This window comes from Polyangium sp. y55x31 (genome assembly GCF_029946505.1).
Classification (GTDB): domain Bacteria; phylum Myxococcota_A; class Polyangia; order Polyangiales; family Polyangiaceae; genus Polyangium.
The window spans coordinates 54,243-78,684 of sequence record NZ_JARZHG010000045.1 but is presented as its reverse complement, the minus strand read 5'-3'; the positions used below and the strand labels follow the sequence as shown (position 1 = coordinate 78,684).

The 24,442-nt window shown below is 68.8% G+C and carries 19 protein-coding genes; 11 read left to right on the top strand and 8 right to left on the bottom strand.

What is annotated here, in order from left to right; genetic code table 11:
• The first annotated feature begins 66 nt into the window (after positions 1–66).
• From QHF84_RS43560 to QHF84_RS43550, 3 genes are all read left to right on the top strand, one after another.
• Positions 67–1,350, top strand: coding sequence for a serine protease (locus tag QHF84_RS43560; protein ID WP_281319507.1), 1,284 nt, complete (start codon positions 67–69; stop codon positions 1,348–1,350).
• Positions 1,351–1,642: 292 nt separating this feature from the next.
• Positions 1,643–3,544, top strand: coding sequence for a hypothetical protein (locus QHF84_RS43555; protein ID WP_281319506.1), 1,902 nt, complete (start codon positions 1,643–1,645; stop codon positions 3,542–3,544).
• Positions 3,545–3,611: 67 nt separating this feature from the next.
• The gene (locus QHF84_RS43550; RefSeq protein WP_281319505.1) at positions 3,612–7,751 is read left to right on the top strand and encodes a HEAT repeat domain-containing protein; all 4,140 of its coding nucleotides are present in this window, start codon (positions 3,612–3,614) and stop codon (positions 7,749–7,751) included.
• Positions 7,752–7,772: 21 nt separating this feature from the next.
• Here QHF84_RS43550 and QHF84_RS43545 read toward each other — a convergent pair whose 3' ends face one another.
• Positions 7,773–8,600 (bottom strand): GNAT family N-acetyltransferase, encoded by an 828-nt coding sequence (locus tag QHF84_RS43545; protein WP_281319504.1) that lies wholly within the window; start codon positions 8,598–8,600, stop codon positions 7,773–7,775.
• Positions 8,601–8,650: 50 nt separating this feature from the next.
• Positions 8,651–9,145, bottom strand: coding sequence for a ferritin-like domain-containing protein (locus QHF84_RS43540; RefSeq protein WP_281319503.1), 495 nt, complete (start codon positions 9,143–9,145; stop codon positions 8,651–8,653).
• A 278-nt stretch (positions 9,146–9,423) separates the two neighbouring features.
• On the opposite strand from QHF84_RS43540, the gene QHF84_RS43535 reads away from it, so the two are divergent.
• From QHF84_RS43535 to QHF84_RS43525, 3 genes are all read left to right on the top strand, one after another.
• Positions 9,424–9,792 carry a hypothetical protein gene (locus tag QHF84_RS43535; protein WP_281319502.1) on the top strand — a complete coding sequence of 123 codons (369 nt, stop codon included), beginning with the start codon at positions 9,424–9,426 and terminating at the stop codon, positions 9,790–9,792.
• Between the two features lie 248 nt (positions 9,793–10,040).
• Positions 10,041–11,975 carry a biosynthetic arginine decarboxylase gene (gene speA / locus QHF84_RS43530; protein ID WP_281319501.1) on the top strand — a complete coding sequence of 645 codons (1,935 nt, stop codon included), beginning with the start codon at positions 10,041–10,043 and terminating at the stop codon, positions 11,973–11,975.
• Between the two features lie 460 nt (positions 11,976–12,435).
• Entirely contained in the window at positions 12,436–13,635 is a 1,200-nt protein-coding gene (locus QHF84_RS43525; protein ID WP_281319500.1) for an MFS transporter, read from the top strand.
• On the opposite strand, the gene QHF84_RS43520 is transcribed toward QHF84_RS43525, so the two are convergent.
• The gene (locus QHF84_RS43520; protein ID WP_281319499.1) at positions 13,636–15,213 is read right to left on the bottom strand and encodes a PAS domain S-box protein; all 1,578 of its coding nucleotides are present in this window, start codon (positions 15,211–15,213) and stop codon (positions 13,636–13,638) included.
• A gap of 76 nt (positions 15,214–15,289) precedes the next feature.
• Here QHF84_RS43520 and QHF84_RS43515 point away from each other — a divergent pair, with 76 nt between their 5' ends.
• The 5 genes from QHF84_RS43515 to QHF84_RS43495 all read left to right on the top strand — a co-directional run bounded on the left by QHF84_RS43515 (position 15,290) and on the right by QHF84_RS43495 (position 18,511).
• On the top strand, positions 15,290–15,862 hold the full coding sequence (locus tag QHF84_RS43515) for a hypothetical protein (RefSeq protein ID WP_281319498.1): 573 nt from the start codon (positions 15,290–15,292) through the stop codon (positions 15,860–15,862).
• On the top strand, positions 15,850–16,917 hold the full coding sequence (gene tsaD, locus QHF84_RS43510) for a tRNA (adenosine(37)-N6)-threonylcarbamoyltransferase complex transferase subunit TsaD (protein WP_281319497.1): 1,068 nt from the start codon (positions 15,850–15,852) through the stop codon (positions 16,915–16,917). Before QHF84_RS43515 ends, tsaD begins: the two co-directional genes overlap by 13 nt.
• Positions 16,918–16,958: 41 nt before the next feature.
• The gene (locus tag QHF84_RS43505; protein WP_281319496.1) at positions 16,959–17,138 is read left to right on the top strand and encodes a hypothetical protein; all 180 of its coding nucleotides are present in this window, start codon (positions 16,959–16,961) and stop codon (positions 17,136–17,138) included.
• Positions 17,125–17,601 carry a DUF6036 family nucleotidyltransferase gene (locus QHF84_RS43500; RefSeq protein ID WP_281319495.1) on the top strand — a complete coding sequence of 159 codons (477 nt, stop codon included), beginning with the start codon at positions 17,125–17,127 and terminating at the stop codon, positions 17,599–17,601. Before QHF84_RS43505 ends, QHF84_RS43500 begins: the two co-directional genes overlap by 14 nt.
• A gap of 67 nt (positions 17,602–17,668) precedes the next feature.
• A complete protein-coding gene (locus QHF84_RS43495; RefSeq protein ID WP_281319494.1) occupies positions 17,669–18,511 on the top strand; it encodes a hypothetical protein in 843 nt (280 codons plus the stop codon).
• 7 nt (positions 18,512–18,518) lie between these two features.
• On the opposite strand, the gene QHF84_RS43490 is transcribed toward QHF84_RS43495, so the two are convergent.
• The 5 genes from QHF84_RS43490 to QHF84_RS43470 all read right to left on the bottom strand — a co-directional run bounded on the left by QHF84_RS43490 (position 18,519) and on the right by QHF84_RS43470 (position 24,430).
• Positions 18,519–19,298 (bottom strand): YkgJ family cysteine cluster protein, encoded by a 780-nt coding sequence (locus QHF84_RS43490; protein ID WP_281319493.1) that lies wholly within the window; start codon positions 19,296–19,298, stop codon positions 18,519–18,521.
• Entirely contained in the window at positions 19,295–20,353 is a 1,059-nt protein-coding gene (locus QHF84_RS43485; protein ID WP_281319492.1) for a phosphatidylinositol transfer protein, read from the bottom strand. The genes QHF84_RS43490 and QHF84_RS43485 overlap by 4 nt, the downstream gene beginning before the upstream one ends.
• A gap of 84 nt (positions 20,354–20,437) precedes the next feature.
• Positions 20,438–21,316: a hypothetical protein gene (locus QHF84_RS43480; RefSeq protein ID WP_281319491.1), complete on the bottom strand. Its 879-nt coding sequence runs from the start codon at positions 21,314–21,316 to the stop codon at positions 20,438–20,440.
• Positions 21,317–21,371: 55 nt separating this feature from the next.
• The gene (locus tag QHF84_RS43475; protein ID WP_281319490.1) at positions 21,372–22,994 is read right to left on the bottom strand and encodes a pitrilysin family protein; all 1,623 of its coding nucleotides are present in this window, start codon (positions 22,992–22,994) and stop codon (positions 21,372–21,374) included.
• Positions 22,991–24,430 (bottom strand): pitrilysin family protein, encoded by a 1,440-nt coding sequence (locus QHF84_RS43470; protein ID WP_281319489.1) that lies wholly within the window; start codon positions 24,428–24,430, stop codon positions 22,991–22,993. Before QHF84_RS43470 ends, QHF84_RS43475 begins: the two co-directional genes overlap by 4 nt.
• Positions 24,431–24,442 lie beyond the last annotated feature (12 nt).

Sequence of the window (24,442 nt, the reverse complement as noted above, 5' to 3'; positions counted from 1 at the left end):
AACGTCCTCGGAGTCGTGTCTGATCGAGCTTCGCGATTTCCATCCACCCTCACGAGGAATGTGCCGATGGCTCCCAGGCTCGCGTTTGGATTGGTTCTGTTCTTGATGGGCTGCGGAGGCGGGGCGCCTCTTCCGGAGACGAAGGAACCCCAGGCGCCCGCGGCCAAGGTCAACGTGCCCGAGATGCAGCGCAAGGCCACCGTACGCGTCAAGGCCGAGCTGCCCGAGGACGTGAAGACGGCGTTCGTCGACACGGTGAAACGCTCGCGCCTCCCGGACGCCATGGGCACCGTCGGCGTGGGCTGGACCTCGACCGGCAGCGGTTTTTTCCTCAAAACGCCGGACGGCAAGGGCCTCGTCTTGATCACGAACCGGCACGTCGTCGACAGCGCGCCGAAGGTCACGATCGTGCTCGACGAGCACACCTCGCTCAACGATTGCGAGGTCCTCTATACGGACGACAAATACGACGTCGCCGTGGTGAAGGTGCCCGATAGCCTGGCGACGAGCGCCATTGCGGTGGCCACGCTCGCCGACGGCGGCGTGAAGAATGACGAGGCCGTCCAGGCCTCGGGGTATCCGCGCGTCGGCGAGCAGCAATCGTACCGGCTCACGAGCGGCACCATCTCGAACGCCGATTTCTCGGTCACGGTGCGCGGCCACAAGTCCTCGTTTTTGCAGCACACGGCCGCGATCGACCCGGGCAACAGCGGCGGCCCGCTCTTCCGCAAGGACTCGCTCGAGGTCATCGGCATCAACACCCTGACGATGCGCTCGAACGACAACCTCTACAGCGCCGTCCCCGCCGCCACGGTGAAGGGCGTGCTCGAGCGTGCCTTCAAGGTCCCGCCGAAGACGGACGTCCAGGCGACGATCAAGCAGATCCAGACCTCGTGCAAGGAGCTCACGGACGAGCTCAGCATCGGCGGCGAGCCCCCGATCTCCACGGTCTCGCTCGTCTCGGATCGCCTCGTCGCCGAGCGCGGCGTGCCCACCTGGGAGCTCCGGTACATCGAGAACGAGCCTCCGCAGCGCAACGAGGAGACGGGCGAGATTGTCCCGGGCAAGCCCAAGGTCAACGAGGAGGCCTTCGGCGAGCTCGTGTCCGCCGTGAAAAAAGGCGACGTGATGGAGCACCTGCGCGGGCTCACGTTCGCGTACCTCTACGTCGACCTGAAGCGGCAAAAAGGCATCAACGGTGATCCCTGCTCGCGCGTCGTCGAGAAGGACGTGCGTGATTACGAGGATCGCGGCTTCGTGCGCGTCGGCATGGATCTCGGCTCGGGCGAGCGCCGGACGATGCGCTTCCGCTTCGAGCAAGGGCACTGGCGCCTCTCCGGATACGAATGAGATCCGCGCGCTGACGCGCCTCGGAGAGCGACCGGCAAGGACTCCTGCGAGTACACCTTTCTGGATCTGCTCCGGGTGGCCCGGCGAAGGGGCCGCGAACCTGCCAATCCTTTTTTGCGGTTGTCCTGCGCCGGCGCGTTTCTCGACGCGGCTCCGCTTTCCCCCTCGTTGCTCGCCTTCGCTGCCCCTTCCGCCTCGAGCCCCATTTGACGACCACGGACGAGCCCCCTACCATTCTCGTGGGGCACCGTGGAGGAAGCCTTTCGGGGGGGCATCCATGCGAAATGGTTCCATGACCAGAACCTGGGTGAGTTGGGTCGCGGTGGCGTTGGTTTCGATCGGCGCCAGGAGCGCGGCGGCGCAGACGATTCGCCTGAGCGTGGACCTGAGCGAAGCGCCTCGCCGAATCTTTCATGCCCGGCTCGTGATCCCCGCGACGCCGGGGCCTCTGACGCTGGTCTATCCCAAGTGGATCCCCGGCGAGCACAGCCCGACCGGCCCGATCGTGAACCTCGTTGGGCTGAAGTTCACCGCCGCGGGCAAGACGCTCGCCTGGAGACGCGACGACGTGGACATGTATGCCTTCCATCTGGAGGCGCCTGCCGGAGCGAATGCCCTCGAGGTCGAGCTCGACTACCTCTCACCCAGCCAAGCGGACGCGGGCTCGACGGCCAGCGCGCAAGTGGCTGTCTTGAACTGGAACCAGGTATTGCTCTCTCCCAAGGGCCGCGCGCCCGGCGAGCTGACTTATGCCGCCACGTTGCGCCTACCCGCCGGGTGGAAGTTCGGCACCGCGCTACCGGTGGCAAAGCAGAGCGGGGAGACCATCGCGTTTGCTCCTGTCTCTCTGACGACACTGGTGGACTCCCCGGTCCTCAGCGGGGCTCATTTTCGGACAATCCCGCTCAGCGTTTCGGGCCTGCCGTCTCACCAGATCGACATGGCCGGCGATTCCGAGCCGGCGCTGGAAATGCCGGCGCAGATGGTCGAAAACTGTGGACGACTGGTCGCCGAGGCCCATGCCCTCTTCGGCGCCCATCCCTATCGCAGATACCGTTTCCTGGTGACGCTCAGTGATCACGTGGGTGGTTTCCTCGGGCTCGAGCACCATGAGTCCAGTGACAACCGGCTTCCGGAGCGTTCCCTCCGCACCGACGGCTTGCGGCAGTTGACGGGCTACGTGCTCTCGCACGAGTTCGTGCATTCCTGGAATGGCAAATACCGTCGCCCCGCCGGCCTGGTGACGCCCGATTTCCAGCAGCCGATGAAGGGAGAGCTGCTGTGGGTGTACGAAGGGCTCACGGAACACCTGGGGAATGTGCTCACGGCCCGCAGCGGCCTCTACACGCCCGAGGAGTTTCGGGAGGATCTTGCGAGCACCGCCGCCACGCTGGATCGCGCCCGCCCAGGACGCAGGTGGCGACCCCTGGAAGACACGGCGATCTCGGCACAGGTCCTCTACAAAGGGCCGCAGGAATGGAGATCCTGGCGGCGGAGCACCGATTTCTACGAGGAGGGCGTGCTGATCTGGCTCGAAGCCGACGGGATCATCCGCCGCCAGACCCGGAACCGGCGGTCGCTCGACGACTTCATCCGCCTCTTTTTCGGCGGAAGCGAGGGCGTCCCTGAGCTGAAGCCCTACACCTTCGACGACCTGGTCGCCGCCCTCCATGCAGTGGCTCCCTACGACTGGAAGGGTTTCTTCGCCGCTCGATTGAGCTCCACGGCGCCGCGCGCTCCCCTCGGGGGCATCGAATCGAGCGGGTGGAAGCTGACCTATACCGACAAACCCAACGAGTTCGCGGAGGCCAACGACAGGGAGTATCTACGGGTCGCAGACTTCAGGTATTCGATCGGGTTGAGGGTCCGCACGCGCAACCAGGACGGGACGATCCTGGACGCCATCCACGGTATGCCCGCGGAGCTGGCCGGCCTTGCGCCCGGCATGAAGCTGATCGCGGTGAATGAACGGCAGTGGTCCGCCGACGAGCTCCGAAGCGCCCTGCGGACCGCCAAGAAGACACGGAAGCCCATCGAGCTGCTGGTGGAAAATGCAGGGTTTTACAGGACGTATTTCGTGAACTACACCGAGGGGGAGAAATATCCGCACCTGGAACGCGACGCCTCGCGACCCGACCTGCTCGGTGAGATCATCAAGCCTCGGGCGAGCGCGAACAAACACCGCAAAAACTGACAGCCCACCGCTCCCGCTCCCCTCCGCGGGCAGGCTCGACGCGCCTCCGCGTGATACCCTCCCGCTCGTGCGCTCCCACGTCCTCGCCGGCTGCTTGCTCCTCGGCTTGCCCTTCGCCCTGGCCGTCGTCGCGCCGCCCAGCGCCGAGGCCGCGGACTTCGACCCGTCCGGGCGCAACCGCAAGAAGCCACCCAAGAACCCGCAGCCCGGCCCGGCCCAGCCGAAGCAGCCGAAACAGCCGAAGCAGCCCCAGGGCGACGGCGAGCAGGCGGGCAAGGGACCGGGGAGCGACGCGCTCATCGCGCGGTACACGGCGATCGTCATCTCGCAGCCGAGCGCGCCCTTCCCGCTCCAGCGGCTCTCGCAGCTCTATCGGGAGCGCGACGGCAACATCAAGAAGCTCGTCGAGGAGTTCGAAAAACGCGCCGCCACGCCGGGCGCCGACGCCTGGGCCTCGAAGGTCGCGCTCGCCGGCATCTACAAGCTCGACGGTCGCCCCGACGACGCGGTCAAGACGTACGAGGCCGCGATCGCGGAGAAGCCGAACGATCCGCAAGCCATCCTCGCCCTCGCGCAGCTCCAGGCCGAGCGCGGCGACAAATCCGCCGCCCGCACGAGCTACGAAAAAGCCCTCGCCCTGCTCAAGCCCGGCCCGGACATGGAGCAGACGACGCGCACGCTCCTCGGGCTTTGCCTCGATCTGAAGGACTTCGAGGCCGCGAAGAAGCACCACGACGCGCTCGTGAAGGCCGCGCAGGGCTCGCTCTTCGTGAAGGCCGAGCTCGGCCGGGAGCTGCTCGCGCGGGCGCTCTACGATCGCGCCGAGGTCGAGTTCCGCGAGCTCGTGAAGGCCGCCGCCGGCGACAACCGCGCCCTCGCGCCTGCGCTCCGGGATCTCGGCCAGGTCCTCGCGCGGCAAAAGAAGACCGAGGAGGCGCTCAGCGTGCTCAAGCGCGCGCTCGCGGTCGCGGGCGGCGCGGCCGGCGTGCGCGCCGAAATCCTGGTCATCATGACCGACGCCTTCCGCGCCGAAGGCAAGCTCGCCGAGCTCATCCCGATCCTCGAAGCCGAGAAGGCGCAGGACGCGCAGCGCCTCGCCACGCTGGGCGGCCTCTACGAAGAGACGGGCGACGTCGACAAGGCGATCGCCACGTACCGCAAGGTGCTCGGCATCGACAGCCGCGCGATCGACGTGCGGCTGAAGCTCGTGCACCTGCTCCAAACCGCGGGCGAGCTCGACGCGGCCATCAAGGAATACGAGGCGCTCATCAAGGCCGCGCCGGGCAATCCCGACTTCGTCTTCGAGCTCTGCGAGACGCTCATCCAGCGCGGCGATCGCCCGAAGGCGCTGAAGCTCCTCACGGAGCTCGAAGCGCGCGCCGGCAGCGAGCCCGAGATCCTGGCCGCCGTCGCCGACTTCTACGAGCGCGTCGAGGAGAAGGACAAGGCCCTCAAGGTCCTGCAGAAGCTCGCGGCCTCGGGCGGCGCCGATCACACGTACATCGTCGACCTCGGCGATCGCTACTACCAGGCCGGCGACAAGAAAAAGGCCCTGGAGACGTGGGCGCGCATCAAGCAGGTCGTGCCGAACCGCGCGCGGGCCAACTCGATCCTCGGCGAGGTCTACCTCGACCACGACATGCCGCTCGAAGCGCTGAACGCCCTGCGCGAGGCCGTTCAGCTCGAGCCGACCAACGTCCGGTACAAGAAAAACCTCGCCGTCGCGATCGAGCGCACGGCCGCGTCACTCGGCAACGCCGCGCAGCGTTACGCCGAGGCGCGCGTGATCTGGGAGGAGCTGCTCGCCGGGGCGCAAAACGACAAGCTGCTCGCGCGCGAGGCGCGCACGCACATCGTGAGCTTGTGGTCGCTCGCGCACGAACTCCCGAGCCGCGTCCCGGCACTCACCGCGCGCTTCAACGGCACCCCGCCCGACCTCGAAGCCGGCAGGCTCCTCGCCGAGGTGCAGCGCCGCCTGCATCGCCTCGCGGACGCCGAGGCCACGCTGCGCAAGGTCACCGAGCTCGCGCCCGGCGACGAGGAGAGCCTGCTCGCGCTCGAACGAATCTTGGTGCTCGAACAGAACCTGCTCGGCGCGATCGGTGTCCTCGAAAAACTCGTCGAGGTGAACCCCAAGCGCGCCCGCGAGTTCTACCAGCGCATGGCTCAGTACGCGGCCGAGCTCTATCGCGACGACGACTCCATCAAGTACGCCGCGCGCGCCGTCGAGCTCTCGCCCGAGGACGCGAACGGCCATCAGAAGCTCGGCGACATGTACCGCCGGCGGCAGGATTTCACGCACGCGATCGCGGAGTACCGGCAGGCCATCCAGAGGAACGATCGGCTCTTCCCGGTCTACTTCGACCTCGCCGAGCTGCTCCTCTCGAGCGGCCAGGTCGACGAGGCCGATCGCCTCTTCCGCCGCGTCGTGCGCTCCTCCCCCGACGAGGAGCTGGTCTCGCGCGCGGCGCGCATGAGCATGCAGATCAACCTCGGCAAGAACTCGCTCGAATCCCTCGAACGCGAGCTCTTGCCCGTCGCCGTCGGCAACCCGCAGAAGGCGATCTACAGGCGCCTGCTCGTCGAGCTCTACGGCGCGATGACGCTGCCGCTCGTGCAGAAGGTGCGCCACGAGGGCGGCACGTCACCCGCGGCGAAGGCGGCCCGCGCCGAGCTCGCGAAGATCGGCGCACGCGCGATCAAGCCGCTGCTCGACGCGCTCGCCGACGACAAGGAGTCGCAGCAGAAGATCGCGATCGAGGTCCTCGCGTACGTCGAGAACAAGAGCGCGGGGCCGGCCCTCTACAACTACGCCACGGGCCAGGCCGACAAGAGCCTGCGCGTGCGGGCCATGATCGCCTGCGGCGCCCTCAGGGATCCGTCGATCCTGCCGCGCTACGAGCAGATGCTCGCGCCGAAGGACACGGGCGCGGCGCTCCTGCCGAGCGACTCCATCGCCGTCGCCGCGGCCTGGGGCGTGGCGCGCATGGGCGACAAGAAGGCGGAACCTTTGCTGGTCAAACTTCTCGGCTCGACCTCGCCGGAGGTGCGCGGCGTCGCGGCCCTCGGCCTCGGGCTCACGCACGACAAGAAGTACACCCCGGCGCTCGTGGCCCTCGCCCGCGCGCCCGAGGCCGGCGCCACCGCGCGCGCCGCCGCCGTGCACGCGCTCGCCGAGCTCGGCGCCTCCCAGAGTGAAAACCTCCACATGCTCGTCGCGCTCGCCGACGCGAACGAGCCGGTCCTCCGGCAGGCGTCCCTCGTCGCCCTCGCGCGCCTCGCGCCGAAGGGCGACGCCGCGCAGAGCGCCTCGGCCGAGAACGCCCTCGCGTCGAGCCTGTTCGCGACCGATGAGTCGATGCGCCGCACCGCCGTCGCCGCCGCGACCGCGCTCGCCACGAAAAACTTCTCCCGCACGGGCGAAGCGCTGCCGGTGCCCGATGGCCCGCTCTCCATGAAGGACATCCTCTCGGGCCTCGGCCCGGACGCGGCGCGGCTCGCGGGTTCCCGCGCCCGCGCCCTCGTCGCGCTCGCGCCCTCGCTCGAACGCGCGGCCGTAGCCGCAGCCTCGACCTCGCCCGATCGCGCCCGCGTCGTGGCCGACGCGCTCCTCGCGAGCGACGTGGAGCTCTCGCTCGCGCCCCTGCTCGGCCCCGACGACAAACTCGATCCCGAGTCGGCCCGCGCGAGCTCCGCCGCGATCGAGCGCATCGCCGCGGCCGTCGTCCCTGCGTTCGTCGCGCTCGTTCGCCATCCGGCGCTCGAGGTCCGCACGCGCGCGGTCGAGCTCCTCGCGCGCAGGCCCGAAAAAGAGGCGCAGGACGCCGTGATCGACGCGCTCTCCGATCCCGAGGAGAGCGTGCGGCGCGCCGCGCTCGCCGCGCTCGGCAGGGTCAAGCACCCGGCCACCATCGCCGCCGTCGCGCGCCTCGGCCGCGAGGCGCCGAGCTGGCCGCTCCGCGTGCGCGCCGCCGAAGCGCTCGGCCGCCTCGGCGCGGGCACGGGCGGGCGGGTCGCCTTCGACACGCTCACCACGATCGCGCAGGAGGACTCGTATGCCCTCGTGCGCGAGGCCGCGGCCCTCTCGATGGCCTCGCTCGATCGCGCCGCCGCCGAGCCCATCCTGCGCAAGCTCTCCACGAGCGACCCCGAGCCCCGCATCCGCCAGATGGCCGCGGACCTGCTCGCCGGGAAAGCCGCGAACTGACCCCCAAAAAGGTCCGTCCCGTCAAACCCGCTCGGGGATCGGCCCTTCCATGTTCATGATCTCCATCCGCACCGACGCGCCCGCCTCGACGAGCGCGCGTTTCGTCGCGGGATCGTTCTCCACGACGACCTGCGTGAACGTGTCCTCCGGCCGCGCGTGAGGCCGGATGGCGTCGAGCAGCGGCCGAACGAGCGTCGGCCTCGCCACGCGGAACGGGAACGACCCCGGAAACGACGGGTTGAAGCAGGCAAACCCCACCCGCGCCTCCTCCGGCCGCGCCGCGTCGACGAGCCGGAGCAGCACCCACCCGGCTCGCGCGCGACAGTTCGTGATCGAACCGATGGGCATGCCAAACGCCGCCTCCAGCGCCGCGTCCTCGCGCGGCTCGATCCTCCGCGCCGTGATCCCATCTTCCCCGCCGGGCAGGCGCGCGAGCACGTCCCAGCCGAGCCGCATCGGCGTCGACTCGTAGACCTTCGCCATGCCGACCGACGAATACAGCGCGATCGCCACGGTGTTCTCGACCTTCACGTTGAGGCACCAGCGCGCGCAGCCTGCCGCGCGGAAACGCTCGGCGCTCGCCCGCATCAGCGCGCGCCCCGCCCCTTTTCCGCGCGCCTCGGGCGCGACGACCACGTGGCGCACGTATCCCGTCTCCTTCAGGATCACCACGTACGCGTAGCCCGCGATATCGCTCCCCTGCTCGAGGATCATCGTGTGGGGCATGAGCTCCGCGGCCCATACCTCGCGCGGAAGCGTGGGATCGTCGGTCCCGAGCTCGGGAAACAGGCGCACGTACACGTCGTAATCGACGGCCGTGGCGGGCCTCGCCGTGAACACCGCAGGCATGGGTGGGAGCGTATCACCGAAGGCACGCGACGCGCCTTCGCGCGGGGCGCTCAGGCAGCCCGACGGGTCCCTCGAGCTTCAGCCGAGAGCTCGCGGAGCTCCGGCTGCTCGACGTCCCATCCGCGGAGCAAGACGGCGCCGCGGATCCAGCTCATGTGCCGCCGTTCGTCCTCGAAGTTCGCCGCGATGAGCGAGCGCAGCTCCTCCGGCACCCCCGCTTGCAGCGCCGACGCGTACGCGTTGTTCGAAAGCTCCTCGTTGCCGCGCATCGCGAGCACCGCCGTCCGATCCTCCTGCGAGGCGAGCGTGGTGAAGCCCTGGATGATCACGCCCTTCGTATCGAGCGCGCTCGGCGGCTCGACGCCCGCGCGCCGCACGTGCTCGCCGAGCTCGGCCACATGCCGCAGATGGTCCTCGCGGAACTCGGCGAACTTCCCCTGGATCTCCTCGTCCTTGCAGACCCCGCGCGCGACCTCGTAGGCCGCTGCGCACGCGAGATCGAGCGCGATGAGCTCGTTCAGACACTGGATGATCTTCTCGTCCATGTCCGCTCTTCCTTTCGTCCCCTGGAGGGCGCCACGCCCTCGGGGGGCTACGTGGCGAGGCCACGCACCGCCCGCAAGCGTCGCGCGCGCACCCGAAGGTTTTTCCTGCCAGACTCGCCCCTCGGGCTCGGCCTTTCGAGGCCCGGCGAGCCCAGGCAAAACCGTGTGCCCGGGTCGCCCTCCCGGCCCTCTCTTGCGCTCCCCCCGACCTGTCTGCTACATGGCGCCCCTTACCCCATCACCGTGCGAGTGATCTCGCGCAACACCGGAGGAAAGACATGGCACGCAAGGCACCGCTCACGATCGTCAAGGAGAAGTTCGGCGACAAGGCCAAGCTCGTCGAGGCGGTCAAGGGCTTCATGACGGAGGACCTCTGGGTCGGCCGTACGAACGCGGACCGCGGCGGCGACAAGGGCCTCGATCACGTCTCGAACGCCAAGCTCCTGCGCCTCCACGCCACCTTCTCCGAGGTCAAGGAGAAGTTCGGCACCCGGGCCAAGCTCATCGACGCCATCCTGACGGCCGAGAACCGGTCGAAGGACGCGGGCTACCGCACGCGCCTCGAGGCCTACCCGGTCCCGCGCCTGTACGACCAGTACAAGGCCGCCTCGAAGCGCGCCAAGGCCGCCGCCGCCACCAAGGCCTGAGCCGGCTCCTCTCCTGCCTCCTCCTCCCGTCCGTCTGTCCCGTCCTCTCGGCACCACACCCTACCCTTGAAGGTTCGGCCTTCCTGGCGTATTGAGCCGCAGCACGGACGTACCGGAAGACCGACGTCCGTCGCACAGCATTTCACGTTCAAAGCCGCCCCTGGCTCCCTCGCGCGCTGCGAGGGAGCTCTGCCCCGTACACGTCGCGCAAGGGCCATGGCCCTCGGGTCCCAAGGGAGACGAAGACGTTGACCAGCAGCCATCACGACACCGACACCGACGCGTGGAGCACCGACGACGCGAAGGCCCTTTACATGATCGACCGCTGGGGCCGCGGCTACTTCGACGTGACCCCCACAGGGAACATCACGGCGGCGCCCCTCCAGGATCGAGGTCGCAAGATCGCCCTCATCGACGTCGTCGAAGAGGCGCGTGATCAGGGCCTGCGCACCCCGCTCCTGATCCGCTTCCAAGATCTCTTGCACCACCGCGTGCGAACGCTGAACGAGGCGTTCAACCGCGCGATCTCCGACCTCAAGTTCCGCGGCACCTACCGCGGCGTGTTCCCGATCAAGGTGAACCAGCTCAAGGAGGTCGTGGAGGAGATCCTCGAGGCAGGCCGGACCTACCACTACGGCCTCGAGGTCGGCTCGAAGCCCGAGCTCTTCGCAGGGCTCAGCGTCCACACCGACAACGAGTCGCTCATCGTCTGCAACGGCTACAAAGACGAGAACTTCATCCGCACCGCGATGATCGGCCGCAAGCTCGGCAAGAAGGTCATCCTCGTCGCGGAGAAGCTCTCCGAGGTGCGGACGATCGTTCGTGTTGCAAAGGAAATGAACGTGGAGCCGATGCTCGGCCTCCGCGTCCGGCTCATGACGCAAGGCGCCGGCAAGTGGGCCGAGAGCGGCGGCGAGCACGCGAAGTTCGGCCTGTCGACGGCGGAGATCCTCGCAGCCTGCGGGATCCTCGCAGAGGCAGGCATGAGCTCGGCGTTCAAGCTCCTGCACTTCCACATCGGCTCGCAGGTCCCCGACATCCTCGTCATCAAGCGCGCAGTGCGCGAGGCGGCGCGGCACTACGCCAAGCTCCGCAAGATGGGCCATCGCATCGAGTACATGGACGTCGGCGGCGGCCTCGCGATCGACTACGACGGCTCACGCTCGACGTTCCACTCGTCGATGAACTACTCCGTCGAGGAGTACGCGCGCGACATCGTCTTCAACATCGCGGACATCTGCGACGACGAGAAGGTGCCGCACCCGAACATCGTGAGCGAATCGGGGCGCGCGATCGTCGCGCACCACTCGGTGCTCGTGGTGCAAGCGTTCGGCTCGATCGAGAAGACCCCAGAGGCGCCGATCGACATCCAGACGGAGGAGCACAAGCTCATCCGGAACCTGCTCGACACGCGCGACAACCTCTCCGTCCAGAACCTCGCCGAGTCGTGGCACGACATCCTCCAGGTGAAGGAGGAGTCGCAGAAGATGTTCGAGCTCGGCCTGCTCAACCTCGACGTGAAGGCGCGAGTCGAGGCCCTGTTCTGGGAGACGGCCGAGCGCATGCAGAAGCTCATCATGGCGCTCGACCCCGCGGAGATCCCCGAGGACGTCGTCGAGCTGCGCAACAAGCTCGCCGACCAGTACATCTGCAACTTCTCGGTGTTCCAGTCGCTGCTCGATCACTGGGCACTCGGCGCGCTCTTCCCCGTCGTGCCGATCCACCGGCTGCACGAGCGGCCTGGAGCAGAGAGCACGCTCGTCGACATCACGTGCGACTCGGAGGGCAAGGTCTCGAAGTTCATCGACCTCTCCGACGTGAAGGAGACGCTGCCACTCCACGCACTACGCGGCGACGAGCCGTACTACCTCGGCATCTTCCTCACCGGCGCCTACCAGGACATCATGGGCGACATCCACAACCTGTTCGGCCGGGTGAACGAGGTGCACGTCTTCCTCGATGACGACGAGGAGTGCGGCTACTACATCGAGGAGACGATCGCAGGGAACCAGATCCGCGAGGTCCTCGCGATGACGCAGTACGACACGCAGAGCCTCATCGCAAAGGTGAAGGCCCAGGTCGACGGCGCAATCAAGCAGGATCTCTTGAAGCCCACCGAAGGCATGCGCCTGCTCGCCGATTACGAGCGCGGCCTCAAAGATCAGACGTATCTGAGCTTCTGAGGTAGCGCCGGGGTTTCACCCCGGACCCGACCAGGGGCTGTTCGCCCCTGGACCCGAACCAGCGCAAGCGCTGGACTCGGGGTCGATGAACTGCGCGATGCGCAGTTCATCGAACGGGCCAGACCGGCGACGTCCCTGCCAACAAAACAGCCGCGCTGACGGTTCAGCTCGAAACGCACCTCCAAGGTCTTGCCACTGGCCCGTCGGAAGAACTGCGCATCGCGCAGTTCTTCCGCCCTCGGTCCAGGCCGTGCCTGGTCCGGGTCGAGGGGCGGACAGCCCCCGCGGGGTCCGGGGCAGCGCCCCGGCTCCACGGCCCTGGATGACCTGGCGGATCGGGGCATTTCCCCCGAGAAGTTCACGCAACGGAAGGGCATGTTCGTGGCGCCTGTGTCAGGATGCGCGCCCAGCGCCACCCGAACCGCCTCGTGGCGCGCCGTACGAACGAGGCGAGCCGTTGATGCGATCTCCGCTTTTGCCGATATTCCTCACCGTCTTCGTCGACGTCCTCGGCCTGACGCTCATCCTCCCGCTTTTGCCGTATTACGCGAAGGACTACGGCGCGTCGGATTTCCAGGCGACGCTTTTGACCTCGGTTTATGCGGCGGCGATGTTCGTCTCCGGCCCGATGCTCGGCCGGCTCTCCGATCGTATCGGCCGAAAGCCTGTCCTCCTGCTCAGCCAGGCGGGCACGCTCATCGGCTGGCTCACGCTCGCGGCGGCCCATAGCCTCGAGATGCTCTTCGTCGGACGTATCATCGCGGGCCTCACGGCGGGCAACCTCAGCATTGCTCAGGCGTACATCTCCGACGTCACGAAGCCGAACGAAGAGCGCACGCAGGCCTTCGGCTTCTTCGGGATCGCCTTCGGCACGGGCTTCTTGCTCGGCCCTGGCATCACGGCGCTGCTCACGTACCTCTTCCGCGACGACCCCGATCCGCTCTTCAAGTACAAGCCGCCCACGCTCGCGGCCGCCGGGCTCAGCTTGCTCGCCATCCTGCTCACGGCGTTTTTCCTCCCGGCGCGCAAGCCCACGGCCCAGACGGGCCGGCGCCTCTCGGGGATGGCCGAGTATCTCGCGCGCCCTGGGCCTCGCAAGCACCTCGCCGAGTTCTTCTTCTTCAGCATCTCGTTTGCTGCGCTCACGGGCGCGCTCGGCGTCTACCTCAAGCGCCAGTTCAACTACGAGCTGCACCAGGCGGGCCTCATCTTCGGCCTCTCGGGGCTCATCGGCGCGATCGTGCAGGGCGGGCTCCTCAAGCGGCTCGTCAAGAAGCTCGGCGAGGAGCGGCTCACTGCGATTGGCCTCGGGACCATGGTCCTCGGCTATTGCCTGCTCGGCCTGGCGACGAACCTCGGGTTTTTGCTGGTGCTCGTGGTGCTCGGCTCGTTTGGCGCGGCCGTGGTGCGTCCGAGCGTGACGACGCTCATCACGAAGAGCGTCAGCAAGGACGAACAAGGCACGGTCCTCGGCGTGAGCCAGTCGCTCGGCAGCCTCGCGCAGATCGCGGGGCCCGCGGCGGCCGGCTGGCTCATCGGTCGCGGAGAGGTCGTGATGTATGGCCTCCTCTGCGCCGGCTTCAGCCTGCTCGGGCTCCTGCTCGCGCTCCAGCGCCGCGGGGTCGAGCGCTCGGTGGAACAGGCGCCCGCGGAGGGGTGATCACCGGCTGGCCTCGCGCAGACAGTACCGGAGGCCGTCCTTCAGGTTCCTGAGCGTCTTCACCTCGCCCATCGCGACCCCGAGGGTCACCACGGTCTGCGCGACGGCGGGCCGGAGGCCGGTGATCACGGTCTTCGCGCCGACGAGGCTCGCGGCGCGGGCGATCGCAAGCAGGCGATCGGCCGTGCTCGTGTCGAGCACCGGCACGCCCGTGAGGTCGATGATCAAGAACCGCGCCTGCAGATCCACCACGCTCCCGAGCGCGGCATCCATCATCTCGGCGGCGCGCCCGCTGTCGACCACGCCCACCACGGGCAAACACAAAACGCCCTCCTGCACCTCCAGGATGGGCGTCGAGAGCTCCCGGATCGACGCGGCTTGGCGCTCGATGAGCGCGAGTTTGTCGCGGAGCTCGGCCTCGGTGTCCTTGCGCTCGGTGATGTCCACGATCGCGCTGGCCAGCCGCAAAAGCTCGCCGCTCTCGCTCCAGAGCGATTGGAACGTGCTCGCCACCCACAGGTACGAGCCGTCCCCGCGGAGGAGCCGGCCCTCGAAGTACGTCTCGTCCTTGCGCGACGCGATGTGCTCGGCGAAGAGCTTCGCCGCGAGCTCTCGGTCGTCCGGGTGCACGAACGCATCCCACTCGCGGATCACCTTCGGCGCGGCCTCCGCCGTGATGCCGAGCAGCCGCGTGAGCCCGTCGGACACGAAGATCGGCTGATCGGGATCGGCGGGGTTCTTCGGATCCGTGGGCACGTAATCCCAGAGGCCGTTCTTCGAGCCGCGCATGAGCAGCTCGAACCGCGCGAGGCTCTCCTCGGCCCGCGCGCGCTCGCGCTCGATCTCGGTCCGGTCGAGGGCGATGGAGAGGACCCCGCGCACGCGCCCCTCCTCGTCGGCGAGCGGCGCGTTGTGCCATTCACACACGACCCTGCGGCCATCCTTCGTGATGTTCTCCGACGCGGAGGCGCGCCCCGAGGGGATGCGGCCTTCGCGGATCGCGTATGCGGCGTCGAGCACCGTCTCGCGTTGCGGCTCGGCCACGATGAGGTCGACGAGCTTTCGACCGAGCGCCTCGCTCCGCGTGTAGCCGAAGATCCGCTCGGCGCCGGAGCTCCACTCGACGACCCCGCGGCCGACCTCGGTCTCGATCATCGCGACGGGGGCCCTTCGCAGGTAGGCTTCGAGGCGCCGCGCGGCGGTGACGGTGGCGCGCCGCGGCTGCTCGATGGATCGCGCGCAGCAGAACACGAGCCCCCGCTCGAAGACCACGCGCATGGTCCATTCGAGCCACTTGAACGTGTCATCTGCGCAACGGAAACGCGTCTCCTGTACGATCGCGCCCTGGGCCTCGACCGAGATGCGCGAGGTGCGCCGGGCCGGGTCCCGGTCCTCGGGGTGCAAACGGTCTTCGAGCCGCATGCCTTCGAGGGCCTCGAGCGAGAACCCCGTCACGCGTTCCCAGGCCCCGTTCGGCTGGTAAATCCGGTTGTCGGAGTCGAGGACGCAGAACAAGGCCGGTGCCTTGTCGAAAAACTCCTGCGGATCGATCCTGGGGCCTTGGGCTTGGGTTTCCATCGAAGGGTGGGCAGTCTACCAAGGGCGCGCGGAGAGGGGTGGCGGGAGAGGGGGGGCGAAGGCACAATCCGCGCCGATGCTCACGGGTAGGCCGAGGGAAAGCAGGAAGCGGGCGCGACGAGGCCCTCTTTTCGCGCTGATCCTCGCTGCTGGGGCCGCCTCCGGATGCAACGACGTCGCGCGCTTCTCCACGGGCCCGCACGAGGCGTACTGCGGCGCCATCACGCTCGGCAGCCCTTTTCGCGAGGGGCTCAGCCCCCGCGTGCAGATGCGCCTGACGCTCGACGCGAACCGGCTCGACGGCGACGAATCGCCGGGCAGGCTCTGGACGTTCGAGGCTGCGACGCAGACGCGGCCCGAGCGGCGGCTCTTTGACGGCGCCGAGCTCCGCCCGATCCCGCCGCTCGCGCACGATCCGCTCTCGCAGTTCGAGATGGGCGACGGTCGGGAGCGGAACACGCTCTTCGCGGTCTCGCCGAGCGAGCCCATGGCCGAGTCGATGCTCGCGTTCCTGTCGCTCCGCTCCGACGGCGGCGTCGAGGTACGGCTCGTGCGCGCGGGCTCCGAGGATCCGGGCGCGGACGAGGGACGGCGGCCGATCTTCGGCATGTTTTCGCTGGTGCGCCGGGAGGGTCAATGCGGGTTCTAGGGATCGAGACGTCGTGCGACGAGACGGCCGCGGCCGTGGTGACGGAGACCGGCGTGGTGCTCTCCGACGTCGTACGCAGCCAGGTCGAGGCGCACGCGCCCTACGGCGGCGTGGTGCCGGAGATCGCCTCGCGCGACCATGCGCGCGCCATCGTGCCTGTGATCCGCGAGGCGCTCGCGCGGGCCGAAATGAAGCCCGGCGACGTCGACGGGATCGCGGTCACCTCGCGTCCGGGGCTGCTCGGCGCGCTTCTCGTGGGTCTTTCGGCGGCGAAAGGTCTGTCGTTCACGACGGGAAAACCGATCGTCGGCGTGGACCACCTCGTCGGGCACCTGCTCGCGGTGTTCCTGCGGCGCGGCGAGGCCGAGGCAGAGGCGCCCGTGCCGTCGTACCCGTTCATCGCGCTCCTGGCCTCGGGCGGGCACACGGCGCTCTACCGCGTGGATGCGCCGCAGCTCTCGGCGATCCGCGAGCTCGGGGCGACGCGCGACGACGCCGCGGGCGAGGCGTTCGACAAGACGGCGAAGCTTCTCGGCCTCGGGTATCCGGGCGGCCCCGTGGTGGATCGGCTGGCGGCGACGGGAGATGCTTCGCGGGCGAAGGATGCGGTGCCGCGATCGATGGCGCATCGCGAGAGCCTGGAGTTCAGCTTCTCGGGGGTGAAGGCGGCGGTCATGCGCCATGTCGCGTTGCTGGGCAAGCCGCCCGAGGGGCAAGCGCTGGCGGACCTCTGCGCGGCGTTCCAGGCGTCGGTCGTGGGCACGCTCGTGGACAAGGCGGTACGCGCGGCGAAGGTGGAGGGCGTGCCGCGGATCGTGCTCGCGGGGGGCGTCGCGGCGAACCGGGGGCTCCGCGCGAAGATGGCGGAGGCGTGCGCGCGGCAGAAGATCGCGCTCTTCGTGCCGTCGTTCGCGAGCTGCACGGACAATGCGGCGATGATCGCATACGCGGGGGCGCTGCGGCTCGCGGCGGGGGAGGCGGACGACCTCGCGCTCGAGCCTTCGACGAAGACGGCGCTGCCACGGGTGACGCGGAAGGGGGCGGGGTTGCGGTGAGGCTCTCCCCCGCCCCTCGCGCCCGTGATAACCTCCAGACCGTGTTCGAGATGCCGCAAGACCTCGTAGGAGCAGATCAGGATCCCTACGACGCCGACGGGATCGATCGCTCGCTCATCCGCTGGATGCTCAGCCTGTCGCCGACCGAGCGCCTCGCGGTGGCGCAGGGCTCGATCGACCTCGTCGAGAGCGTCCGCCCGCTGCCCGATGGCGCTGGCTGACATTCTCCGGACGCTCCTCCACCACAGGGTGGATTTCGTCGTCGTCGGAGGCATGGCCGCGGTGCTGCAGGGGGCGCCCGTACACACGTTCGACATCGACATCGTGTATTCGCGCGCCGAGGACAACGTCGCGCGCTTGCTCGCCGCGCTGCACGACCTCGACGCTGTCTTCCGCACGGATCCCCGAAGGCTCGTGCCCAACGAGTCGCACCTCTTCTCCGCCGGGCACAAGCTCCTCTCGACGCGCCACGGCGTGCTCGATGTCCTCGGCACGATCGAGGAGGACACCTCGTACGAGGATCTCCTGCCGGATGCATTGTGGCTGGAAGTCGCGGGCTCGCCGATCCGCGTCCTTTCTCTCGAGCGCCTCATTCGGATCAAGGAGAAGCTCACGCGGCCGAAGGATCGCGCGATGCTCCTCGTGCTGAAGGCGACCCTCGAAGAGAAGCGCCGTCCGCAATGAACCGTTCCGCCGCGACCCCCACGACGCCCATTGCCCCCCGCCGAAACCCCATGCACATTACCTTCCCGTGCTCACCCCGTCTCGCCTGCGCGCCTCCCTCCCCCTCGCCCTGACCGCGGCGCTCCTCCTCGCCGCCTGCCACAAATCCGACCCGACCCCGTCCGAGCCGATCGCAGGTGACGCCGCGGCCGCCGTGGAAATCCCTGCCGGCACCGTCTCCCTGGAGCTTCGCAACGAGCCGGTCGACGCCGTCGCCGAAAAGCTCGCGTCCGCCGCCGGTAAACCCATCGTCATCGACGCCGACGCCCAGGCCGTCGCCCATTGCGCGCGGATCACGCTCTTCACCGGCGGACCCGTGCCCATCCCGAATACGATCCGCCTCCTCCGCGAGGCCCTCGAGCCGGCCGGGCTCTCGCTCGTCGAGAGTGAAGCCGGCGGCATCGTCGTGCGCCGTATCCCGGACAAACCCTTGCCCGATACCTGCGCGGGGAACACGAGCCGACTCGGCGCGCTTTCCGAGGGACGCGAGACCCCGGCGATCGAGACGGTGGAGAAATTCGCGGCCGGCGTGCGAAAAATATCGGAGACCGAGTACGAGATCACGCAAGCCTCGGCCGATCTCCTGCTCGTCGACCAGGTGGCGCTGCTCCGCTCGGCCCGCATCGTTCCGAGCTTGAAAGACGGAATGCCCGTGGGCCTGAAGCTCTTTGCCGTTCGGCCGAGAAGCGTGCTCGCGACGCTCGGAATGAAGAATGGCGACCTCGTAACCGAGATCGGGGGACACGCGATCTCGAACCCCGACGCCGCGTTCGAGGCCTATACGAAGCTCCGGACCGCAAAAAAGGTCGAGGTGCGGATCGAGCGGCGCGGGGCCACGCAGACGCTCGTGTATCGCGTCGTCGAGAAATGAGCGCCCGTCAGGCGCCGTCCTCTTCCATCACGCGGAGCAGCGCCCAGAACATCGCCTCGCCGTCCCGCTCGCGTTCGAGCGTCTTTCCATGCGCGCGCGCCCATTCGAGCGCGAGCGGCAGCGGGATCCCCGCCTGAGGTTTGCCCAGAAGCTCTCCCGTCACCTTCGTGAGGACGTCGCCCATCGGCGACGGCCGCGGCACGATCTCGATGCCCGGATCGAGCGCCTCGCACAGCGCCGGGTCCGTCACCGCGTTGTATTCCCGGCACGCGATCGGGCGCTCCTCGTAAATGCTGCACAGCCCGCCTTCGAGGAACGGGCAATCGATCCGGAGCTCGTAATATCGCCGGCTCACGTCGTCCCACGCCGCGGACGACGTCGATTCCTTGGACACCAGCGCCGCCCGGCCCTTCGGCGCCTTCGGATCCACGAGCCCCGCCTGTTCGAGCCGCTCGATCGCCCGCAGAAACCGCTCGCGCACCTCCGTGCGGCGCGGCTCCGGCATCGCGGCCACGACCTCCCCGAGCCGCCGCGCCTCGATCGGCGAGACCGGCACGAGCTGGCGACAGCAATGCGTGCAGCCCTTCTGGCACGAAATGTCCTTGCCCTGCGCCCGCGCGTGCGCCGCCCCGATGGCCAGGATCGACGCCGAGAGTGACCGCGCGAGCGGCAAGAGCTCGTGCACGTGCGTGCGCCCGACCCGCACCTTGCATTCGATCTCGTGCTCCTCGCCGAGCACGTGGAGGTGCACCTTCGCGTCCTCGTACGCCTTGCGCGGGCTCTTCACGGACACACCGCCGGCAGCTCGCCGAGCGAGGGCAAGAGCGTTCGATAATCGTCGTGCTTCACGCCGCCCCGCGCGTCCTCTCCGAGCTTGTAATAAAACGTCTTCGGGATCCCGGAACTCGTATACGCGTCCACGTCGCTCGGCATGTTACCGAACGCGAGCTCCGGCAAGAGCCCCGTCGCCGTCTTCAGCAGGCTGAGCTCACCCGATTTGAATTCTGCGGCAGCTCCGCCCATGCGCCCCGTGGACGTCACCGAGGTGTGCACGATTCCCGGCGGGAATCCGCGCAGCGCGAGCCATTCGCGGGTCCGCCGTTCGAGCCAGTGCGGCCGCGCCGTCAGGTAAAACAGGAAAAACCCGCGCCCCGACAGCGTCCGCATCACGTCCACCGCGCCCGGGTGCGTCGGAGAATGGTTCCCCGTGAGCACGTCGCCCACGAGCGCCTCTTCCTTCTCCGTCAACGTGCCGTCGATGTCCGTCACCACGATCCGCGCGTTCGGCGGCAACACTTCGAGGAACAACTCCGCGCTCGTCCCGTCGCCCGCGACCACCATTTTGATCCGGTGCCGCCCCACGCCGAGCGGGCCACCCGGCAATACCTGTGCGAGATTCACGAAGATCTGCCCGCCCCGATCGGCGACGCCGAGCACCGCCGGGTGCGAGCCGTCGTCCTCGGTCGTGCGGTACGTCCCGACCTTTTCCCATGACGCCCCGCAGCCGCGGAGCAGATACACGTCGATTTCCTCGTCCTCGAGATCCTTGTCCGAGGGCCCATACGCGAACTTCCCGAGCACCCATTGCGGGGCACCTGGGAGCAAGAAGAGATCCCGACCCCGGTGCCGCGCGCCCAGCGCCGAAAGCACCGCCGAGCGGTGATGCTGGAACTCCCGCTTCGATTGCGCGGGAAATGGCGTGTCACACGAGGGCCGGAGCGCGCAGGGGCCCAGCGGAATCGCGGGCGCGGGCGCCTCTGCCTGCGCCGGAGTGGCCGCGGGGCGGCTCTGCGCGGGGGCGCCCGAGCACGCCGAAAGGGAGGCGACGAGGCCTGAGATCACAAGAGATCGAACGAAGAAATTCACGGGGAGCCGGATGATGCCAGAACCCGCGAGGGGCGAAAAGCGCGTCGTTCGTGCGATCGATCAGCCCGCGCCGTCGATCGCCGCCGCCTCGTCGGGCTCGAGGAACGGCCGCACGGCGTCGATCGAATCCCGCGAGACGATGCCCTTGCCCGCCGGAGACAGGTGCACGAGGAGCTGGACGAGCGGGGGCGCCGCCTCCGTGACCGCGTTTTTCACGGCGTCGAGATCCGGCGCGCGTTGCGCGAGCAAGACATACGCCGCGGCCGCGCGGATCTCCGGGGTTTGTCCGAGGTCACCCACGATCGACGGCAGCTCGCCGAGGTCGATCGGCGCCTGCTCCCGGTAGCCCGCCCGTTTGTCCCCCGCGGCCCCGAGCGCCGCGAGCCCTTCGAGCCACGCCGAAAGCGGCCGCCCCTGCCGCGCGAGCGCCCGCGCCACGGACGGCGCCCGCGCGATCGGCTCCGAGCGGCGCCGCTCGTACGATTGCAGCAGCGCGGCCGCGTTTGCATGCGCGCGCTTGCCGAGCAGCGGGATCCGCGCGAACGCGCGCCCACTCTCGTTCGTGAGGATCAACGTGGGAATGCCGACCCAGTCGCTCCCGATGAGCCCGGGACCGAGGAGCGGCCAGGGGTAATACGTGACGAAATCGTCGACGGCGCAACGCACGCCGCCCTCGTCGAGGACGAGCTCGACCCGCAAGGCCCGCAGAAACGGCAAGACGAGCGCGATCGCCGCCGAGAAAAGCGTGGCCACGACGAACACGATCGGGGCCGAGACGAAGGGCGCCTCTTCCCCGCCGCTCGTCACGAACGCGCCCCACGAGGCGTACGCCGCGACGCCCGCCGAAAAACCGCCGATCATGGCGGCCCGCTTGATGGGCTCGACCGGCAGCCCCGTGGGCCGGAGCGAGGGCGCGAAGAGCCCCTTTCGAGGGCTCACGCGCGCGCCCGGCTCCGGTGATTGTAATGCTTCGACTGGCAATGGAAGGGCTCGACTACCGCCCGAGGTTGACCTTCGGCCGCCCGGTCGGCCCGACCGGCGCGCCCTTCGCCGCTTCCTTCTTCGGCTCCGGCTTGCCGTCCTTCTTCGCCGGCGCCTTTCGCACCTCGACGCCGCCGAGATCCAGCGCCGCGAGCTCCTTCTCCACGACGGCCGCGTCCCCGACCACGATCACGCGCATCTGATCGGGCCGCAGGTACTTCTCGGCCACGCGCTTCACGTCCTCGGCCGAGATCTTCGAGATCCGCGAGGGGCGCGTGGCCAGCTCGTCGAGCGGCAGCCCTTGCACCGAGAGCGACGCGAGCGTCCCCGCCGTGTCCCCGGCCGTCTCGAAGCGCGCCGGGAGCTGCCGGACGAGGTTCGCCTTCGCGTCCGCGAGATCTTCCGCGGACACCGGCTCCTTCCGCAGCCGCTCGATCTCCGCGAAGATCTCCGTCACGGCCTTGGCCGTCGCGGGCGTCATGATCGCCCCGCCCGCGGTGAAGGGCCCGGAGCCGTGGCGCATGTCGAAGCCGCTCCGCGCGCCGTACGTGTAGGCGTGCTTCTCGCGCAGGTTCAGGTTGAGCCGGCTCGTGAACTGCCCGCCGAGCAGCGTGTTCATGACCATCAGGGCGTCGAAATCCGGGTTTTTCCGGGGCACACCCACCAGGGTCACCGCGACGTACGATTGCGTCGCGCCCGGCCGATCCACGAGGAAGACCCGCTTCTCGCCCTTGCCGACAGCCGGGGGCTCCTTCGGCGCTTTCGCCGCGCTCGCTCTCCCCTTCCACGCGCCGAAGCTCTTCTCCACGAGCGCGAGCGCCGCGGCCTTGTCGATGTCGCCCGCGATCGTGATCGTCGTGTGCTCCGGCTGGAAGAGCGCCGCGTGCTGGCGCGCGAGATCCGCAGGCTTGAACGCCTTGACGGACGTCTCCGTGCCGATGAGCGGCTCGCGATACGGATGCCCGGCGGGGTAGAGCCGCTCGGTGATGGCGTTCTGGAGGAGCACGCTCGGCTGATCGGCCTGCTGCAGGATCGACGTGAGCCGCCGCGTTCGCTCGCGCTCGAGCTCCGCCGGATCGAAGGCCGGGTTCAGCACGATGTCCGCGAGGACCGTGAAGAGCTCGGGCGCCTTGTCGCGAAGCGCTTGCGCCGTCAGGCCCACGCCGTCGTGATCGGCCCAGGCCCCGTACCGCACGCCGAGGGCGCCGAGCTCCTCCGAGAGCTTGATGGCCGAGCGTTGCTTCGTGCCGGAGAGCATCATGGACGCCATGGTGCTCGTGAGCCCCGGGGCGGGCTCCTGCTCCGCGCCGCGGTTCACCACGACGTTCACCGCGACGACCGGCATCTCGCGCCGCATCACGTAGAGCACGCGCAGGCCATTCGAGAGGCGCGCCTCGTCGATCTTCGGCGCGATGAACGGCAGGTCGCCCCCCGATTGCGGCGGCGTCTTCCGGAACGACGGATCCTCGGACGGAGCCGCGGCCGCCTCCTTCGGCGCTTCCTGGGTGGCCACGGGATCCGGCGGGGGATCCGGCGGCGGAGGCACGACGGGCGCGGGCGTCTGGCAGGCGGCGAGCGAGAGGAGCGAGAGGCCGAGCAAGGCCCCGATCTGCGAGCGGCGAGCGAGCTTCTTCACGGCATCCCTCCCACGAGGCGACCGGCGCGCGGCGCGTCCGCGACGGGACGCACGAACGTCACGACGCGTTTGTCCTTCGGCAGGTACGTCGCGAGCGCCTTCGTGACGTCGGCCGGCGAGACCTTCTCGTACCGGGCGAGGTCTTTCTCGAAAAACCCGGGATCCCCGGTGCGGCGATTGTAGTTGTTCAAGAGATCGGCCCGGCCCGTGACGCGCTCGGCGCCGAAGACGAGCCCCGAGAGCGCGCGCGTCTTGGCCCGATCGACCTCCGCGGCGTCGGGCGGCGCGGCGCGCAGCTTGTCGAGCTCCTCGTCGACGACCTTGAAGGCCTCGTCGAGGTTCTTGTCTTTCTGGAGCGTGACCGTGATCTCGAAGACGCTCCCGAGCTCCGCGGACTCCTGCGACGCCGACACGCTCTGGGCGATCTGCATGTCGTAGACGAGCCGCTTGTAGAGCCGACTCGATTTGCCGCTCGCGAGCACGTCGGAGACCACGTCGAGCTCGGCGTCGCCGGGCGCGAAATGGGGCGGCGTGGTCCAGGAGATCACGATCCGCGGGAGCGTGACGCCGGCCTCGACGTCGAGGCGGGTCTGCTTCGTGAGCGGCGAGGGCACGGGCCCGCGAATGGGCTTCGCGTCGGCCCCACGCGGCAGGCCCCCGAAATACTTCGCGACGAGCTCCTTCGCCTTCGCCGGCTGGAAATCGCCTGCGATGACGAGGGTCGCGTTGTTCGGCACGTAGTACCGCTTGAAGAAGGCGCGGACGTCGTCGAAGGTCGCGGCGTCGAGGTCCTGGGGCGTGCCGATCGTGAGCCGGTGATAGGGGTGCGTCGGCGGGTAGAGCGCGGCGCGCACGAACTGCCGCACGAGGCCGTAGGGCGCGTTCTCGTAGTTCTGCCGGCGCTCGTTCTTCACGACCTCGCGCTGGCTCTTGAACGTCTCCTCGTTGGCGTGGTCGAGGAGGAAGCCCATGCGGTCGCTCTCGAGCCAGAGCGCGAGGCCGAGCTCGCCGGACGGTACGGTCTCGTAATAGTTCGTCCGGTCCGTGTTCGTCGTGCCGTTCCTGTCGCTCGCGCCGGCGCGTTCGAGGTAGCGGAAGAACTGGTCCTCGCCGACGTTGCGCGAGCCCTGGAACATCACGTGCTCGAAGAGGTGCGCGAAGCCGTTCTTCCCGGCGCCCTCGTCCTTGGATCCCACGTGGTACCAGACGTTCACCGCGACCACGGGCGTACGGTGATCCTCGTGCAGGATCACTTCGAGGCCGTTCGAGAGGACATACTTCTCGAAAGGCAGAGCCACGCGCATGCCCGGGGCCCCGGCGGGGTTGGACGAGGGCGTGGGGGCGGCCACCTGGGCCAGAGACAGGCCCGTCGGCACGGCGAGCAAGGCGAGGGACACGAGCCCGAAGGCGACCCTCCTCGGTGTTCGGCGCAGCATCGCGGCCCTTGT

Coding starts and splice junctions, on each gene's coding strand:
- QHF84_RS43500 (WP_281319495.1), top strand. CDS start 17,125: ATGGCGCTGGCTGACATTCTCCGGACGCTCCTCCACCACAGGGTGGAT.
- QHF84_RS43555 (WP_281319506.1), top strand. CDS start 1,643: ATGACCAGAACCTGGGTGAGTTGGGTCGCGGTGGCGTTGGTTTCGATC.
- QHF84_RS43545 (WP_281319504.1), bottom strand. CDS start 8,600: ATGCCTGCGGTGTTCACGGCGAGGCCCGCCACGGCCGTCGATTACGAC.
- QHF84_RS43525 (WP_281319500.1), top strand. CDS start 12,436: ATGCGATCTCCGCTTTTGCCGATATTCCTCACCGTCTTCGTCGACGTC.
- QHF84_RS43560 (WP_281319507.1), top strand. CDS start 67: ATGGCTCCCAGGCTCGCGTTTGGATTGGTTCTGTTCTTGATGGGCTGC.
- tsaD (WP_281319497.1), top strand. CDS start 15,850: ATGCGGGTTCTAGGGATCGAGACGTCGTGCGACGAGACGGCCGCGGCC.
- QHF84_RS43515 (WP_281319498.1), top strand. CDS start 15,290: ATGCTCACGGGTAGGCCGAGGGAAAGCAGGAAGCGGGCGCGACGAGGC.
- QHF84_RS43535 (WP_281319502.1), top strand. CDS start 9,424: ATGGCACGCAAGGCACCGCTCACGATCGTCAAGGAGAAGTTCGGCGAC.
- QHF84_RS43540 (WP_281319503.1), bottom strand. CDS start 9,145: ATGGACGAGAAGATCATCCAGTGTCTGAACGAGCTCATCGCGCTCGAT.
- QHF84_RS43470 (WP_281319489.1), bottom strand. CDS start 24,430: ATGCTGCGCCGAACACCGAGGAGGGTCGCCTTCGGGCTCGTGTCCCTC.
- QHF84_RS43520 (WP_281319499.1), bottom strand. CDS start 15,213: ATGGAAACCCAAGCCCAAGGCCCCAGGATCGATCCGCAGGAGTTTTTC.